We start from the raw sequence: 15,867 nt of genomic DNA on the forward strand, positions 1-15,867 counted from the left end.
GCCCACCCGTGGGCAATGCGGTTGGAGCTAGGCAGGCGACGCGACATGAAAAGCGGGCAGCACGTCCCGCGCGAGTTCGTCCATGACCTCGCGCGGCGGCCGTGGCGAGTCCGTGAGGTTGAACGCGACGTGATGCGTGCCCGCGTCGCGCATCGCCGCGAGCAGATCGACGAGGGCCCGCGCGCCCGTGCGGTAGCCCAGGGCCATCGGCACGGGCGGTTCGTCGCGGCGATCGCAGAGCTCGAGCCTCGTGGCCACGCCGAATGCCCGGAATTTCCCCGGCGCCCCGCGCTCGGCCGCATTGCGCCACATGCGATAGCGGTCCCGCTGCGCGTCGGGGTCGCGATGGTAGGTCATCCACCCAATGGCATGGCGGGCGATCCAGTCCACGCTCTGCCCGCCGGAGCCCACGGCAAGCATCGGCACCGGCGCCGGCAGCCGCGGCAGGAGGTGGAAGTCCGGCGCGTCGTCGATCTGCCCTTCCGGCCGCCGGTCGGGCACCACGCGCGAAGGGTGATCCAACGCCGCCGCCACGGTCTCCCAGTGCATGCGAAACAGATCGCGGCGCGCGTCGGTGTCCTGTCCGAACGCCGCGTACTCCGGTGGCCGGTCGCCCGAGCCGAGCCCCAGGATGAAGCGGCCACCCGACAGGTTGCTCACCGAGACCGCTCCTTTCGCGATATGGAGCGGGTGCCGCAGCGTGAGCACCACCGCGCCGCTCACGAGCGCGATGCGCCGCGTGCGCGCCGCCAGCGCGCCAAGCAGGACCCACGGGTCGAGATGACCGACGGGATCGGGATACGCGTCGCTGTTCAGCGGCACGTCCCGGACCCACAGCGCGCGAAAGCCCAGCGCGTCCGCGTGTTCGGCCAGCGCCAGTTGCTCGCCGAAGTCCGCGACGATCTCCCCCTTCCCCAGTAGCGGCAGGACGAGCCCGACGGACAACCGGTCCGGCTGGAAGACCCGCGCCTCGGCGGGTATCGCATCGCGCGCGGTGCTGGACGACACGTTCGACGACATGGTGCATTCTCCTGACGGTGACTCATGGAAGCCTATACCACGAGGTTGCCGCCGAGGTATTCCCATTCCGCGTTGGTGGTGGCATCCACCGGCGGTTCGGACAATGTACCCGGCACGTCGGTCCTCAACCGGAAGTACTCGAAGGTGCGGGCGGTCGGATGCGCGCGCACGAAGACCTCGCCCGCCTTCCCGTCACTGGTGTCCGGCAGCCACGCGCGTATCCGCGCGGTGGCCTCGGCCGCCGTCGGCAAATCGTGGCCGAGGTGTTCCCAGTTCGCGTTGTCCCGCCCGCCGATGGGCAGGTAGCCGTACTGCCCCTGCCGGTCGAGCGCGGCCAGACGGGCGAATTCGACGCGGTTCGTGTGCGGATTCACGTACGCGTAGATGTCGCCGACCGTACCCTGGCGTCCTTTCTCGCCCCACCGGCCCGTGCCAAGCACCTGGCGGGCGAGCTGCAGCGCTTCCGCCTGCATGCCGTACCGCTGCAGCATGGCGAACACCCACGGCCAATATTCGCTCTGGCGCGCCTGCATTTGCGTCCCTAGCACAGTTCCCACTAGCCATTCGCGCTGTTCGGCGTCGAGCACGAACACACCGCCGCCCCGATCTTGCTGGCGCAGCGGGGACGCGATGCCCATCCGGGCGTCCGTCGCTAGCCCCGACGTCAGCAGGACCTGCTCGTCCAGATCGCGATCGCCGTGCAACAGTGCGCGGGCGTCGCTCGCCTGCCGCCGCCGGTGCGGATAGAACGCGCGCATGACCAGTGCATTGAACAGCTGGTGGGGGCTTCGGCCATCGATGCGCTGCGGCTCCGCCCGCCGGTAGCCCGCGACGGACCGGTAGACGAGCGGGCGCGCCGAGGTGGCACCGGCGGCGATGGTCCCACTGCCGGGCGCCGGATGACGCAGCTGATAAGCATCCATGCGCCGCGCCTTCCGGCTGCCGGTCTGGGTGGAGCGGGATTCCGGCGCGCTGCCATACGCCACGAGCCGCGCGCCCTCGGTCATGTCGTCAGCGCCATCGACAAGCGCGGACTGCTCCTGCCGGTAGCTCGGCACGGGGGCCATCTCCCTGATCGCGGCACCCGGCAGCGGCCTCTCCAGCAGCATGATCGCGACGTCGCCAACGGGGCCGATGCGCCGCGGATATCGCACGAATCGGGCGCGCACGGCGCCGGCATCGGTCAGGACGAAGGCGGAGCGGCGGTGGGAGACGCGCGGCGCGCAGGAGCCCGCGGTCAGCATCACGCGCGGGGCGATGAGCGTGCCTCCGCAATGGGGCTGGCTCAACGACCACCGCACGATTTGGCCTGGCGGCGGCCCGACGGGGGACCGCGCGGAGGGAGGCGTGACTGCGTGCCGCTGCTCCTGCTCCTGGGCATGCGCCTGCGCCCCGACGGAGACCGGCACTGCCACGCCGCTCATCGATAGCAGCCATGCAACGTGAAATCGTCTGAGTGTCACCACGAATACTCCCGGTTGGTTGGGAAAGCCGTCCGTGGGGAATGCCGGCAGCGTTCTGGGGCTGCGTGCGGGCGACAGTCTGGCACCGGCGTGCGGGCGATCGGATGACGCCGATCAAATCCACCGGCTTACGCGTGCCCGTCTTTCGTTGGGTATGCAGTAAATGCATGCAAATCAGCGGCGTGCGATGCGACGGGTGCCGTGCATCCATCAAACAATCCGGTTACGCCTGCGCGATACAATACGGGCCCTCCCATCGATTCCCATACCGCGATGCCGCTGTCGAATCCTGAAAGCTGGCGCGGCAAGGCGCTGCTCGGGGGCTATCACGATCAGCCCGAAAAGGAGCAGGCGGCGCTGCGGATCGCGCTCGGCGCGGTGGCGCTCGTGCTCTATATCGGCTACACGCTGATGTACCCCACCGCCGCCAACATCGCCACTGTCGCGATGGTCGCGCTGTACGTGCTGTTCGGCGTGCTCAGCTACATCGTGCTGTTGCTCCAGCCGGGGCGCTCGAAATGGCGGCTCGCGGTGACTACCTGCATCGATCAGGGCATGGTCGTCGCCGCCCTCCTCATCGGCGGCCGGTCCGCGCTGCCGCTGCTGTTCGTCGTCTTCTGGTTCCTCGTGGGCGCCGGCTGCCGCTATGGCAAGGGTCCGCTGGCCCTCTCGTGCGCGGTCACGGTATTCGGGATGTCCGCGCTGATGGCAGTCGAGCCCTGGTGGGTGGCCAACCGTCCCGCCGGGATCGGCCTCGTGCTCGGCGTGGCCGCCACCTCGCTTTACCTCTATGTCCTCGTCGACCGTCTCGAACGCCGCGCCGCGACCGATGGGCTGACCGGCCTGCAGAACCGCACGAGCCTGGACCGCGCCATCGAGCGCGCGCAGGCCACGCTCAGGCTGCAGGGGGGCCATGCCGCGCTGCTGCTCATCGACCTCGACGGCTTCAAGGAAGTCAACGATTCGTTCGGGCATGCGGTCGGCGACGAACTGCTGCTGCACTTCGCCCGCATGCTCGCGCGCGGCGCGCAGCGCGGCGACACCATCGCGCGGCTCGGTGGCGACGAGTTCGTCGTGCTGTCGGTGACCGCACAGACCCGCGTGCAGGCGCGCGCGCTGGCCAGCATGATTCACGCGATGCTCGACGGCATGCGCCAGGTCGGCGGCCACGCGGTGACCATTTCGGCGAGCATCGGCATCTGCATGCTCGACGGCGCCAACACGCGGGAAGACAACGATGTGCGCACCGTGATGAAACAGGCCGACCGCGCGATGTACCTCGCCAAGGAGCTGGGCAAGAAGCGCACGGCGTTCGCCGACGAGCTCGCGCAGAACGACGCGAGCATGAACCAGCCGCCGCGGACGCGCTCCGCGGTGCTGCGCCAGCGCGGATGACCGAAAACGCTCGCCTGCGCCTCACGCTGGAGAACTATTGCCAGCGTTTTCGCCTGACGCTGCAGGCGATCGGCGAAGGCGTCATCGTGCTCGATGCCGCGGGGCGCGTCGACTATCTGAACCCCATCGCCGAGCAACTGACGGGGTGGAGTCTCGACGAAGCGCGCGGCCGGCCCAGCGAGGTCGTCTGCCGCCTCGTGGACGAACACACCCGCCTCAGCCTGCGGCGCGCGGTGCGCGATGCCGTTGCCCATGGCACCTCGCGCACGATGCTGGGCCGCGCAATCCTGCAAAGCCGCCATTGCCTCGAACACCGCGTGGAGGTGGCGGCCGCCGCGATTCCCGATGTCGGCGATGCCGACATGGCTTCCCCCGGCGCCTCCCTCGGCGGCGTGCTGACCTTCCGCGACGTGTCGGAGCAATACCGGCTGGGCCGCGAGATGGAATACCGCGCCACGCACGATACGCTGACGGGCATCATCAACCGCGATGAATTCGACCGCCGGCTCAATGCCACGCTCGCGGAGGCGCGCGCCTCGCACCTCCAGCATGCGCTGATGTTCATCGACCTCGACCAGTTCAAGCTCGTCAACGACGCGGTGGGCCACGCGGCCGGGGACGAACTACTGCGCCAGATCGTGCGCGTGATCAGGCGATCGGTGCGCGCCACGGATGTCATCGCGCGGCTCGGCGGCGACGAGTTCGGCGTGGTGTTCAGCCAGTGCTCGATCGAGTCCGCGCAGGCCATGGCCAACAAGATCTGCCGCGACATCGATCAGTTCCGCTTCCAGTTCGCGGGCCAGCGCTTCCACGTCGGCGCGAGCGCGGGGCTCGTGCCCGTCGACGAGCGCTGGACCACCTCGGCCGCGCTGCTCCAGGCGGCGGACAGCGCCTGCTACGCGGCCAAGGCTGAAGGCCGCAACCGCGTCCACACCTACCTGCCGGCGGACGAAATCGTCGAGGCGCATCGCGAGGAAATGCAATGGGCCCGCCGCATCGAGACCGCGCTCGACCGCAACCAGTTCGTGCTGTACTGGCAGCGCGTCATGCCGCTGCAGATCGACAACTGCCTCGTGCATGCCGAACTGCTGCTGCGCATGGTCGATGACAACGGCAACCTCGTGAACCCCGGCGCGTTTCTCGGCGTGGCCGAGCGCTTCCATCTGGCCACGCGGATCGATCGCTGGGTCGTGCGCACCGTGTTCGCATGGATGCATGCCCATCGGGAGGAGCTTGACCACGTCGGCACGGTGGCGATCAATCTGTCGGGGCTGTCGATCGGCGACCGCGACTTCCATCGCTTCGTCAAGGCGCTGCTGGAGACGACGGCCTTCGACCACCACAAGATCTGTTTCGAGATCACCGAAACGTCGGCGATCATGAATCTGGCCGAGGCCTCGTCCTTCATCGGCAGCATGCGCGTGCATGGGGTGCGGTTCGCGCTCGACGACTTCGGCGCCGGCGCCGCGTCGTTCGGCTACCTGCGCAACCTCGACGTCGATTACCTGAAGATCGACGGGCAGTTCATCCGCGGCCTGTCGAGCGATCGCGTCAATCAGGCTACCGTGCGCTGCATCCGGGACGTGGCCAATATCACCGGGCAGTTCACCGTGGCGGAGTTCGTGGAGACGGAGGCCGTGGAATCCCTGCTGCGCGAGATCGGCATCGACTTCGCGCAGGGATACCTGCGGCACCGGCCGGCGCCGCTGGCCGACATCTTCGCGCTCAGGGTCTGACCGCGCCGAGCAGCCACGCGCGGAACAGCGCGAACGGCGCGTAAGCTTCCCGGTTGTTCGAGACCACGAGGTAGTAGCCGTTGCCGCTCAGGTCAGCCTGTGCCGCGAACGCATTGACGAGCGTGCCCGCACGCAGTTCGTCCTCGACCAGCACCTTGGGCACGAGCCCGATGCCCATGCCCGCGGAGACCGCCTGGATCAGGTGCGACGTGACGTCGAACTGCGGGCCGAGCTTGAGGGCGTCGCCCGTATAGCCATGCTTGGAGAACCAGTCGCGCCAGGCCGTCGGCCGCGTCACGACCTGCAGCAGCGGATATCGCAGCAGGTCGTCCACGGTGCGGATCGGCTCCTGGCGCGCCACGCGGGGACCGATCACCGGCACCATTTCCTCGTCCACCAGATGATGGGCCCGCACGCCGGGCCACTTGCCGTCTCCCACGACGATCGCGGCGTCCATGCCGGACTCCTCGAGGTCGAGGTAGGTCCGCGCGTGGACGTGCACAAGCACCTCGGGATGTCGCGCATGGAATTCCGGCAGCCGCGGCATCAGCCATTTGCTGCCGAACGTCGGCAGGACGGCGAGGTGAAGCGTACCGCCGCCCGCCTGGAACGCGATGGCCTGCAGCGTCGCGCTGCGGATCCGTTCGAGCGGGCCCGCCAGTTCCCGCCGGTACATGCGGCCGACGTCCGTCAGCACCACGCGCCGGCCGATGCGCTGGAACAGCGGGACGCCCAGCAGTTCCTCGAGTGCCTGGACCTGACGGCTGACCGCGCTCTGGGTCAATGACAATTGCTGCGCCGCACGCGTGAAGCTCTCGGTGCGGGCCGAGGCTTCGAACGCGAGCAGCGAGGACATGGAAGGCGTGAGCCGTCGTGGATTCATTTCCATGGGTTCATTCCAAAAACTCATCAACAGGGCAACAATTTGTCGCTTGTTGCCGGTCCCGCAAGGCTCGCAAAATGCTCGCACAGTATAAGACGCCGAGACATCCCCCTTCCTGCTCCCCGATTCTCACCCCATCTCTCACCCCCATCTCTTACCCCCAGCCAAGAGGCCCCTCACATGAACGCACCGCATGAAGCCAGCGCCCTGGGCGCGTCGCGCCCGCCGTCCGACTTCGACCCCGTGGAATGGCAGACCCGCGTCGACCTCGCGGCCTGTTACCGCCTGGTCGCGTTGTACGGCATGACCGATCTGCTCTACAACCACATCACCGCGCGTATCCCGGGCACGCCCGACCATATCCTCATCAATCCGTATGGCCTGATGTACGAGGAGATCACGGCGTCCAGCCTGCTCAAGATCGACCTCGACGGGAATATCCTCGACGGCGGCAACGGCTCCTATGGCGTCAACCAGGCCGGCTACGTGATCCACAGCGCCGTGCACGCGGCACGCCACGACGTGCAGTGCGTCATCCATACGCATACGCGCGCGGGCTGCGCGGTCTCCGCGATGCAGTGCGGCCTGCTGCCGCTGACGCAGACGTCGATGCGCTTCGCCCATATCGCGTACCACGACTACGAAGGCGTGGCGCTAGACCTCGACGAGCGCGCGCGCATCGTGCAGGACCTCGGGCAGCTCGATGCCATGATCCTCCGCAACCATGGCCTGCTGACCGTCGGCGCGAGCGTCGCGCGCGCGTTCAACGCGATGTACTGGCTCGAGATGGCCTGCAAGATCCAGCTCGACGCCATGCATGGGACCAAGGACCTGATCATCCCCAGCGAGGCGGTGGTCGAGAAGACCTACAACCTCTATCAGCCTCATGTCCGGCGTCCGTTTGGCGAGTTCGAGTGGCCGGCGATGCTGCGGCAGCTCGACCGGCGCGATCCGTCGTACCGCACCTGACGGGAGGCTGCCGATGGCCAAGGTCTATCCCGAAACGCCCGACGCACCGCGCTGCCTGGCGCCGTCGGCTGACGTCGCCCCCCCTTCGTTCGAAATCCCCCATCTGGCGTGCGATACCCACGCGCACGTGGTCTCCGACGATCCCGATGCGTATCCCGTGGTCCCGTCGCGCAGCTACACGCCGGTGCCGAGCCCCGAGTCCGCGTATCTCGGCATGCTGGCCGCAACCGGCATGACGCGCGGCGTACTTGTGCAGATCAGTGTCTATGGCACCGACAACCGCTACATGCTCGAGGTGCTTGCCCGGCATCCCGGACGCCTGCGCGGGGTCGCCGTCGCCGCGCCGGACGTGTCCGAGCGGGAGCTGGCACGCATGCACGACGCCGGCGTGCGCGGGCTGCGGCTCAACGTGCTGTTCGGCGGCGGCGTAAGCCTGGATGCGATGGAGACGCTCGCCGCCAGGATCGGGCCGATGGGCTGGCATTTGCAGCTGTTGCTCGACGCGCGGCAGTTACCCGAGCTGATGCCGCGCGTACGCAAGCTCACGCTGCCCGTGGTCGTCGACCACATGGGGCACATGCCGGTATCGCTCGGCATGTCGCATCCGGGCTTTCAGGCGTTGCGCCATCTTGTCGCCGACCACGGCTGGTGGACCAAGCTGTCAGGCGCCTATCGCACTGGTACGCGCCCGGGCTTCGATGACGTCACGCCGTGGGCGCAGGCGCTGATCGAGGCCGGGCCCGACCGCGTGGTGTGGGGCAGCGACTGGCCGCATGTCGCCGTCGCCGATATGCCGGACACCGGAGCGCTGCGCAATCTGCTTGCGAAGTGGGCGCCCGACGCGGCGATGCGCCACCGCATCCTGGTCGCCAATCCACAGCGGCTCTACGACTTTCCGGAGGCCTGACACCCGAACTAGCAATGCCGTACCCGTAGCGCACACATAACGACAAGGAGCAGCACGTGGAGACAACCGAGCATGTGGAAACTAACGGCGCGCATCCCGCGGCGCAGCGTTCGCAGTGGAACCTCGCGTGGTATCGCGGGCTGAACCTGGAAGGCAGGCGCGCATTCCATGCCGCGTTCGGCGGCTGGGCCGTCGATGCCTTCGATTTCATGGTGTTCAGCTTCGTGATTTCGTCGCTGATCACGGTCTGGGGCATCGATCGCGGCACGGCGGGCCTGCTCGGCACGGTAACGTTGCTGTTCTCGTCGATCGGTGGCTGGATCGCCGGCATTCTCGCCGACCGGTATGGCCGGACGCGCGTGCTGCAGGGGACGATCCTGTGGTTCTCCGCGTGCACGGTGGCCATCGGCTTCGCGCAGAGTTTCGAGCAGGTGTTCGTGCTGCGGGCGTTGCAGGGACTCGGCTTTGGCGGGGAGTGGGCGGTGGGCGCGGTGCTCATCGGCGAGATCATCGCGCCAAAGGATCGCGGCAAGGCCGTGGGCGTGGTGCAGAGCGGATGGGCGGTGGGCTGGGGGCTGGCCGCCATCGCGTACAGTGTCGCCTTCTCGCTGCTGCCGGAGCAGATGGCGTGGCGGTGCCTCTTCTGGATCGGCGTATTGCCTGCGTTCCTCGTGCTGTACGTGCGGCGCCATGTGAAAGAGCCGGAGATCTTCCTGCGGATCAAGGCCGCCGAGCGTGCTGGGGGCGCCGGCGGTGCCGAGGGGGATGACACGGCGCGGAAGTCGTCCGCGTGGGCCATCTTCTCGCCGTCGCTGCTGCGCACGACGATCGTCGCGTCGATTCTCTGCACGGGCATGCAGGGCGGCTACTACGCGATGTCGACCTGGCTTCCCACCTATCTCAAGGTCGAGCGCCATCTGTCGGTGCTGAATACGAGCGGCTATCTGCTCGTCATCATCCTCGGGTCGTTCTGCGGCTACGTCGGCGGCGCCTATCTGACCGACTTCTGGGGCCGGCGCAAGAATTTCATCGTGTTCTCGGCGCTGTCGGTGGTCAGCATCTATCTGTATCTGCGGCTGCCGCTGACCAACACGCAGATGCTGTTCCTGGGCTTTCCGCTCGGCTTCTCGGCGTGCGGCGTGTTCAGCGGCGTCGGCGCATACCTGACGGAGCTCTATCCGTCCGCGAACCGCGCGAACGGGCAGAGCTTCACCTACAACTTCGGACGCGGCATCGGCGCCCTCTTTCCAAGCCTCGTCGGCATGCTCAGCCAGACCACGAGCCTCGCCACCGCGATTGCCATCTTCGCCGGCACCGCCTATGGGGCCGTACTGCTGATGACGCTGTTGCTGCCGGAGACGAAGGGACAGGCGCTCGAGTAGCGCCGGGTAGCGTCGGGTAGCGCCGGTGTGTCGCGATCAGGCTGCGAGCGCTTCCTGCCCGGCCTGCTCGCGAATGCGGGCGGCGAGGTATTCGGCGTCGCGGGCGATGCCCGAGAAGCGGCCGGATCCCCAGGTGTGAAGCCACGGCAGGCCCAGGAAGTACAGGCCCGGCACGGGCGTCACGCCGCGCTTGTGGCCGGGGTAGCCCTTCCCGTTGAACACCGGCGCGTCCAGCCAGCCGAAGTCCGGACGGAAGCCGATGCACCAGACGATGGCGCCGATATTGGCGCGCGACAGGTCCAGTGCGGTGCGCTCCTCCGGTGGCGTCCACACAGGCTCGTAGACCGACCCCGGCGGCGCATCGATGTCGTGTCGCGCGATGTGCTTGTCGATGCCGGCGTTGATGCGGTTGTACGTGGCATCGGCATCGTCGAGATTCTCCCGCAGGTTCGGCGCGAATCGCAGCATCCCGTACTGATAGTCCTCCAGCGCGCCAAAGAGCTCCATGCCTTCGCTCGCGAACTTGCGCAGGTCGATGTCGCGCCCGCCGTCGCGGCCCGTCACGTAGTGATTGGTGTTGTCGCGCACGCCCTCGCGCAGCGGATGCTCCTCCACGGGCATGTCGTAGTACTGCATGTCCGCAAGCCAGTCCACCACGTCGCGGCCGCGGTAGAAGCGCGCGCAGCGCGGCGCCTGCCCCACGGCCAGATACACCTTGCGCCCCGCGAGATGCAGGTCCTCCGCGATCTGCGCGCCGGACTGCCCGGAGCCCACCACCAGCACGGCACCTTCCGGCAGCGCCTGCGGATTGCGATAGTCGGCGGACTGGATCTGCCTGATGCTCGACGGCAGCCGCTCGGCCATGCGCGGCACGATGGGCGTGTGATAGCCGCCCGACGCCACCACGACCTGATCGGCCGTGAAGTCGCCACCGCTCGTGCTCACATGGAAACCGCCGCCCTCGCGCCGCGTGACGCGCTGCACCGCCGTGTGCTCGCGCACGGGCGCATCGACCTTGCGGATGAAGGCGTCCAGGTACTCGACGATCTCGTCCTTTTTCATGAAACCGTGCGGATCGTCGCCGTCGTACGGATGCCCCGGCAGCGCGCACTGCCAGTTCGGCGTGACGAGGCAGAACGCGTCCCAGCGCTGCTCGCGCCACGTATGCGTGACGGTCCTGGCCTCCAGCACGAGGTGATCGATCCCCGCGCGCTGCAGGCAATAGCTCATCGAAAGCCCAGCCTGTCCTCCGCCGACGATGATCACGCTGTAGTGATCGCTGTCTTGACTCTGATTCGTTGCGGACATGTCCCGTCCTCCCTTGTTTGTTGATTGGCGTCCGGTATCAGCGACCGAAACCGAGAAATTTCACTGTGGCATCGGGCTGCGCGGCATAGCGCTCGGCCGTCGCCTCGATCTGTGCGAGCTGGTCCATCGCCGACGAGCAGGAATAGCCATAGCGCTGCCGCACACGCTCGGACGCGGCACCGAGCGCGGCGCGCGCCCGCGCCAGGAAATCGTCGAGCGGGTATTCGGCGCCAGCCTCGAAGTGGGACTCGACGACCGTCGAGGGCGAATAGCAGGTGGCCTCGGTCTGATCGGGCCAGGCGATGCGAAAATAGGTCACAGGCATGAGAAGTTCCTCAAGGGGCTCAGTCGTGGTGCTCGGGCGGGACGATGAACGGATCGCGCGCGAAGTCCCAGAGCAACGTCCGGTCGTCGTCACCGTCATGGACGGTCACGCGCGCGCCATGGTCGATCGCACCGATGTCTTCGCAGGCAAGCCCCCGCGCGCGAAACCGCGCGGTCACCGCCTCGACGTGCGAAGGCGACACGGCAAGCAGAAAGCCGTAGCTCGGAAACGCCGCCAGCCAGCGCGCCATCGGCACATCGTCCGGCCGGGGTATGCGCGACAGATCGATGTCCGCGCCGACGCGCGAGCATTCGAGCAGCATCAGCGCCGTACCCAGCGTGCCGGCCATGCTGATGTCCTTGGCCGCCGCGCAGAGGCCCGCTTCGGCAATCTCCGGCAGCAGTTCCAGATCGTCGCGCAGGCGCCCGGCGGGCGCCTCGGTCGAAGCATTCCAGTACGGGTACGGCTCGGCGAACGCCCCGCGCAAGTCCACCGTCATCAGCAGCCGGTCTCCGGGACGCGCGGCAAAGCTCGACAGCAGCCGCTGCGCGCGGCCGAGGATGGCCACCGCGAGCTGGCCGTGATCGCTGCGCGCATTACTGTGTCCGCCGACGATCGGCACGCCATAGGCGGCGGACGCCGCGGCCATGCCGGCCAGCACCTCCTTCGCGCCATCGATCGTCTCGCTCCAGATCGCATCGACCACGGCGAGCGGGCGGCCGCCCATCGCGTAGACGTCGCTGATATTGACCATGACCGCGCTGTAGCCGGCGAACCACGGCATCGCGCGAATGAAATCGCTCACCATGCCTTCGATCGCGAAGAGCAGATAACCGCCGGCCCCATCGTCAATGGCCGCGCAATCGTCGCCAACCGCAACGGCCTGATCGAGATCGGCCACGCCACCGGGCAGCGCGCGGCCGAGCGACGACAGCATGCCCGCGATATCGGCCTTGTGGCCGAACCCGCGGCTCGCGCGCAGCGTGGACACGATCTCCTGCACGTTCATGCCGCGCTCCGCCCCGGCGCGGTAAAGCCGACATGCGGCGTCGTGCACGGCGGATAGTACGCAAGGTCCGCCTCCATCCGATGATGCGGACGGCCGAGCAGCGTCTCTTCCCCGAGCGACTGCCAATGCAGGCGGCGGAACAGCGGCTCGTTCTGGCTCTGCACGTGCGCGAGGAAGCGGCGGCAGCCCATCGCGTGCGCGCTGCTCACGGCCAGGCGGATCAGCGTGGCGCCGATCTTGCCCTGGTTGCGGAACGCCGTATCGACGGCAAGCCGGGAGCCGTACCACACGCCGGGCTCGCTTTCGTGAATGCGCACGGTCCCGACCACTACGTCTGCCTTGCCCGTTTCGCTCTTGACCGCCACGAGGAGCTGCGCCATCTCGTCGATGTCGTCGCGATCATCGCTATCGAAAATGCCCTGCTCCGCGCAGAACACGGCGCGGCGCAGGCGCATGGCCTCGTCGGCTTCCCACCGCGACGTGGCCCAGCGAATGCGAAACACCGTTTCCACGGCTGCCGGTGCCGCTGTGGGTGCCGGCGTCAATGCGGATGCGGGCACCTCCACACACAGATCTTCCATCATGCCGCCATCTCCTCGTACGACGAAAGCGACGAGCACGCGCCGCACTTGCCACAACCGGCCTTGATATCGGCCGACCGCATGCCGCCCGCGCGCACCATCGCGCCGAGCGGTTCCAGCACCGACTTCATGAACGCGGGCGTCGGCGCGGGATGATCCTCGAGCGGCGTCCCGCTGATCGGCACGAATGGCACGACGAACGGATACACGCCGATCTCGATCAGTTCGCGCGAGATGTCGAGAATCGCCTCGGCGGTATCGCCGAGGCCTGCGAGGATGTATGTGCTGACCTGGCCGCGGCCGAACACGGCCACCGCCGCGCGGAACGCTTCCATGTAGCGGCTGATCGGCACCGCGGCCTTGCCGGGCATGATGCGTTCGCGCACGGCCGGCGTGACCACCTCCAGATGCATGCCGAGCGTATCGACGCCGGACGCCTTCATGCGCTCGAACCACACGTCGTCGTCGGGCGGCTCGCACTGGGCCTGGATGGGCAGGTCCACGGCCGCCTTGATCGCGAACGCGCTCTCGCACAGGATCGCGGCGCCACGGTCCGGCGTCGGCGGTGTGCCCGTCGTCAGCACCATGTGCTTGACGCCGTCGAGCAGCACCGCCGCGCGGGCCACCTCGGCAAGTTGCTGCGGCGTCTTGCGGGCGATGGTGCGCCCGGCGGCCAACGACTGCCCGATCGCGCAGAACTTGCACGTCTTGCGGCGGCTTTCGTAGCGAATGCAGGTTTGCAGCACCGTCGTCGCCAGCACGTCGGCGCCGTGAAGCGTGGCGATATGCGAATAGGGCACGCCATCGAGCGTCTGCAGGCGCGAGAAGCGCGGCGCCTTCGGAAAGCTGATGTTGGCGATGGGAATGGTCCCGCGCATCAGTGCCGTCCTGCCCTCGGCATCGGGCGCCGCGGCGATATACGGCGAGTTCCACGCGGTACTCGTATGCACGGGCACCATGATCGTCACGCCATCGATGGTAACCGCCTTGTGGTCGGACGGCCCCGCTCCGCCACGCCGGCTCGATGCGCCGGCGCTCGGGTCCACGAGGCGCAGTCCCGACGACTGCAGTTCAGTCATCAACTGCCGGCTCGAGGCAGGCGTCATCTCGCTGATACTCATGTTGGGCGCTCCCGTGGAAGTTGGCGAATGCGGTGGACATCGGCGACGCCGTCGTGGCGGGCCGGTCGTTGATCGCAAGGCTCAGCAGTTCCGGCCGTGCGTAATGCCCGACCGAATCCATCATGCGTTTGCGCTTGGTGATCAGCGACATGTCGAGGTCCGCGATCACCATGCCCTCGCCCTCCTTGAGCGGCGCGGCCAGATGCTGGCCTTCGGGCGAAATGATGGCGGTGTTGCAACCGCCGCGCAGCGCCTTCTGCAGCGCGGGGTCTGTGGTGACGGAATTGATCTGCGCATCGGTCAGCCACCCCGTCGCGTTGACGACGAAGCAGCCCGACTCGAGTGCGTGATGGCGGATGGTCACCTCGATCTGTTCCGCGAAGATTGGGCCCACCAGCGAGCCGGGGAACTGGCTGCAATGGATTTCTTCGTGCTGCGTCATCAGCGCATAGCGCGCCAGCGGGTTGTAGTGCTCCCAGCAGGCCAGCGCGCCGACGCGGCCGATCGCCGTGTCCGCCACCTTCAGTCCCGCCGCGTCGCCCTGGCCCCAGATCATGCGTTCGTGGAACGTGGGCGTGATCTTGCGGCGCTTGAGCGCGAGGCGGCCGTCGGTATCGAACATCAGCTGCGTGTTGTACAGGCTGCCGTGATCGCGCTCGTTGACGCCGAGCACGATCACCATGCCATGGCGGCGCGCGCGCTCGGCCATGGCATGGGTCACGGGTCCGGGCACCACCACGGCCTGCTCGTACAGCCGCATGTGCTCGGCGCCCGACTGCACCGGGGGGCGAACGAACGAGAAATACGGGTAGTACGGCACGAACGTCTCCGGAAAGACGATCAGCTGTACGCCCTCGAGCGCCGCGCGGTCGATGGCCTCGCACACCTTGGCCAGCGTGTTCTCGCCGTTCTCCAGATCCGGCGAAATCTGCACCGCGGCAGCGCGCACTATGCGTTGTCGTGACATCTTGGGGTCCTCGTGGTGGTCAGGCTCGAACGGTGCGATCAGACAGTCCAGGTGTCGATGATCACGGCGTTGTCGCGGACGTGAAGCAGCTTGAGGTCCAGCACGTCGAGGGGATTGATCGCACGGATGCCTTCGATCAGGGACGGTTCGCCGTGACCATACAGCGCCTGCAGCGCAAAGCGGCAGGCGTAGACCTTACCGCCTTCGGCCATGAACTTGGTCAGCTGGTTGTTGAAGTTCAGATGGCCGGGGAACGCTTCGTCGCCGAGCGTGGGAAAGCCGCGCTGCACGCCGAGCGTGACGCCGGGGCCATACAGCAGGATCGATGTTTCGAAGCCCTTGCGCTGCAGCCGCGTCGCCTGGAGCATGTTCACGAAACCGATCGAGCCTTCGAACGCGACGGTGTGGAACGTGACAAGCGCCTTCTGGCCCGGCTCTGCCTTCACGTCCTCGAAGACCTTCTCTTCGTAATCGACAAAGTAGTCGCCTTTCTTGTGAAGCGGGGCGCTGACTGCGGGCATGGTGCTCTCCTCTGATGGTAGGGGTCGGATGACGATCGGCCAACGGTGCCGACGGCATGCCATTTCGCAACGCGCGTGCCATCTTCGGGCCGCAATCATGCGATCAAGAGCCGATCTTCCGCATGCGGCGGGATTGATTGCATCGGTGATTTTTCATGTCGCGGAAAGGTGCCGACATGGTCCATACATGCGCCCCGGAAATCGCCCGAAACCGGCCCGCACCAACGTGGACGCGGTGCGCAGCGACGGGGCATGCGGGACGGCGCGCACAGCACGCACG

The 15,867-nt window shown here is 67.5% G+C and carries 15 protein-coding genes; 5 read left to right on the forward strand and 10 right to left on the reverse strand.

From position 1 onward, the window contains the following. Positions 1-27: 27 nt before the first annotated feature. Both KHP16_RS20195 and KHP16_RS20200 read right to left on the reverse strand, forming a co-directional pair. On the reverse strand, positions 28-1,020 hold the full coding sequence (locus tag KHP16_RS20195; RefSeq protein ID WP_211960985.1) for a TIGR03571 family LLM class oxidoreductase: 993 nt from the start codon (positions 1,018-1,020) through the stop codon (positions 28-30). 32 nt (positions 1,021-1,052) lie between these two features. Continuing rightward, a complete protein-coding gene (locus KHP16_RS20200) occupies positions 1,053-2,483 on the reverse strand; it encodes a hypothetical protein (RefSeq protein WP_211960986.1) in 1,431 nt (476 codons plus the stop codon). 273 nt (positions 2,484-2,756) lie between these two features. Here KHP16_RS20200 and KHP16_RS28580 point away from each other — a divergent pair, with 273 nt between their 5' ends. Then, the gene (locus tag KHP16_RS28580) at positions 2,757-3,878 is read left to right on the forward strand and encodes a GGDEF domain-containing protein (protein WP_109584122.1); all 1,122 of its coding nucleotides are present in this window, start codon (positions 2,757-2,759) and stop codon (positions 3,876-3,878) included. Continuing rightward, entirely contained in the window at positions 3,875-5,614 is a 1,740-nt protein-coding gene (locus KHP16_RS20210; RefSeq protein ID WP_115954407.1) for an EAL domain-containing protein, read from the forward strand. Before KHP16_RS28580 ends, KHP16_RS20210 begins: the two co-directional genes overlap by 4 nt. Here KHP16_RS20210 and KHP16_RS20215 read toward each other — a convergent pair. After that, positions 5,604-6,503, reverse strand: a complete 900-nt coding sequence (locus tag KHP16_RS20215) for a LysR substrate-binding domain-containing protein (RefSeq protein WP_244214767.1) — start codon at positions 6,501-6,503, stop codon at positions 5,604-5,606. The genes KHP16_RS20210 and KHP16_RS20215 overlap by 11 nt on opposite strands. A gap of 174 nt (positions 6,504-6,677) precedes the next feature. Between KHP16_RS20215 and KHP16_RS20220 the strand changes: the two genes are divergently transcribed. The 3 genes from KHP16_RS20220 to KHP16_RS20230 all read left to right on the forward strand — a co-directional run bounded on the left by KHP16_RS20220 (position 6,678) and on the right by KHP16_RS20230 (position 9,755). Beyond that, positions 6,678-7,466: a class II aldolase/adducin family protein gene (locus KHP16_RS20220; protein WP_109584120.1), complete on the forward strand. Its 789-nt coding sequence runs from the start codon at positions 6,678-6,680 to the stop codon at positions 7,464-7,466. 13 nt (positions 7,467-7,479) lie between these two features. Then, the gene (locus KHP16_RS20225; protein ID WP_211960987.1) at positions 7,480-8,373 is read left to right on the forward strand and encodes an amidohydrolase family protein; all 894 of its coding nucleotides are present in this window, start codon (positions 7,480-7,482) and stop codon (positions 8,371-8,373) included. 140 nt (positions 8,374-8,513) lie between these two features. Next, positions 8,514-9,755, forward strand: coding sequence for an MFS transporter (locus KHP16_RS20230; protein ID WP_244835955.1), 1,242 nt, complete (start codon positions 8,514-8,516; stop codon positions 9,753-9,755). Positions 9,756-9,791: 36 nt separating this feature from the next. On the opposite strand, the gene KHP16_RS20235 is transcribed toward KHP16_RS20230, so the two are convergent. Genes KHP16_RS20235 through KHP16_RS20265 form a run of 7 tightly spaced genes read right to left on the reverse strand, consistent with a single transcriptional unit; the run spans position 9,792 to position 15,587 of the window. Continuing rightward, entirely contained in the window at positions 9,792-11,063 is a 1,272-nt protein-coding gene (locus tag KHP16_RS20235; RefSeq protein ID WP_109584118.1) for an MSMEG_0569 family flavin-dependent oxidoreductase, read from the reverse strand. Positions 11,064-11,100: 37 nt separating this feature from the next. Further along, on the reverse strand, positions 11,101-11,388 hold the full coding sequence (locus tag KHP16_RS20240) for an MSMEG_0570 family nitrogen starvation response protein (RefSeq protein WP_211960988.1): 288 nt from the start codon (positions 11,386-11,388) through the stop codon (positions 11,101-11,103). A 19-nt stretch (positions 11,389-11,407) separates the two neighbouring features. Further along, positions 11,408-12,397 (reverse strand): sll0787 family AIR synthase-like protein, encoded by a 990-nt coding sequence (locus tag KHP16_RS20245; protein WP_109584116.1) that lies wholly within the window; start codon positions 12,395-12,397, stop codon positions 11,408-11,410. Continuing rightward, positions 12,394-12,981, reverse strand: a complete 588-nt coding sequence (locus KHP16_RS20250) for an MSMEG_0567/Sll0786 family nitrogen starvation N-acetyltransferase (RefSeq protein WP_109584115.1) — start codon at positions 12,979-12,981, stop codon at positions 12,394-12,396. Before KHP16_RS20250 ends, KHP16_RS20245 begins: the two co-directional genes overlap by 4 nt. Then, positions 12,978-14,099, reverse strand: coding sequence for an MSMEG_0568 family radical SAM protein (locus KHP16_RS20255; protein ID WP_208648270.1), 1,122 nt, complete (start codon positions 14,097-14,099; stop codon positions 12,978-12,980). Before KHP16_RS20255 ends, KHP16_RS20250 begins: the two co-directional genes overlap by 4 nt. Beyond that, on the reverse strand, positions 14,050-15,066 hold the full coding sequence (locus tag KHP16_RS20260; RefSeq protein WP_109584113.1) for a Nit6803 family nitrilase: 1,017 nt from the start codon (positions 15,064-15,066) through the stop codon (positions 14,050-14,052). Before KHP16_RS20260 ends, KHP16_RS20255 begins: the two co-directional genes overlap by 50 nt. 38 nt (positions 15,067-15,104) lie before the next feature. Continuing rightward, complete coding sequence (locus KHP16_RS20265; RefSeq protein ID WP_109584112.1) at positions 15,105-15,587, reverse strand: MSMEG_0572/Sll0783 family nitrogen starvation response protein; 483 nt, start codon at positions 15,585-15,587, stop codon at positions 15,105-15,107. Positions 15,588-15,867 lie beyond the last annotated feature (280 nt).

Origin of the sequence: Cupriavidus plantarum (assembly GCF_905397285.1) — a bacterium.
GTDB classification, from domain to species: Bacteria; Pseudomonadota; Gammaproteobacteria; order Burkholderiales; family Burkholderiaceae; genus Cupriavidus; species Cupriavidus plantarum.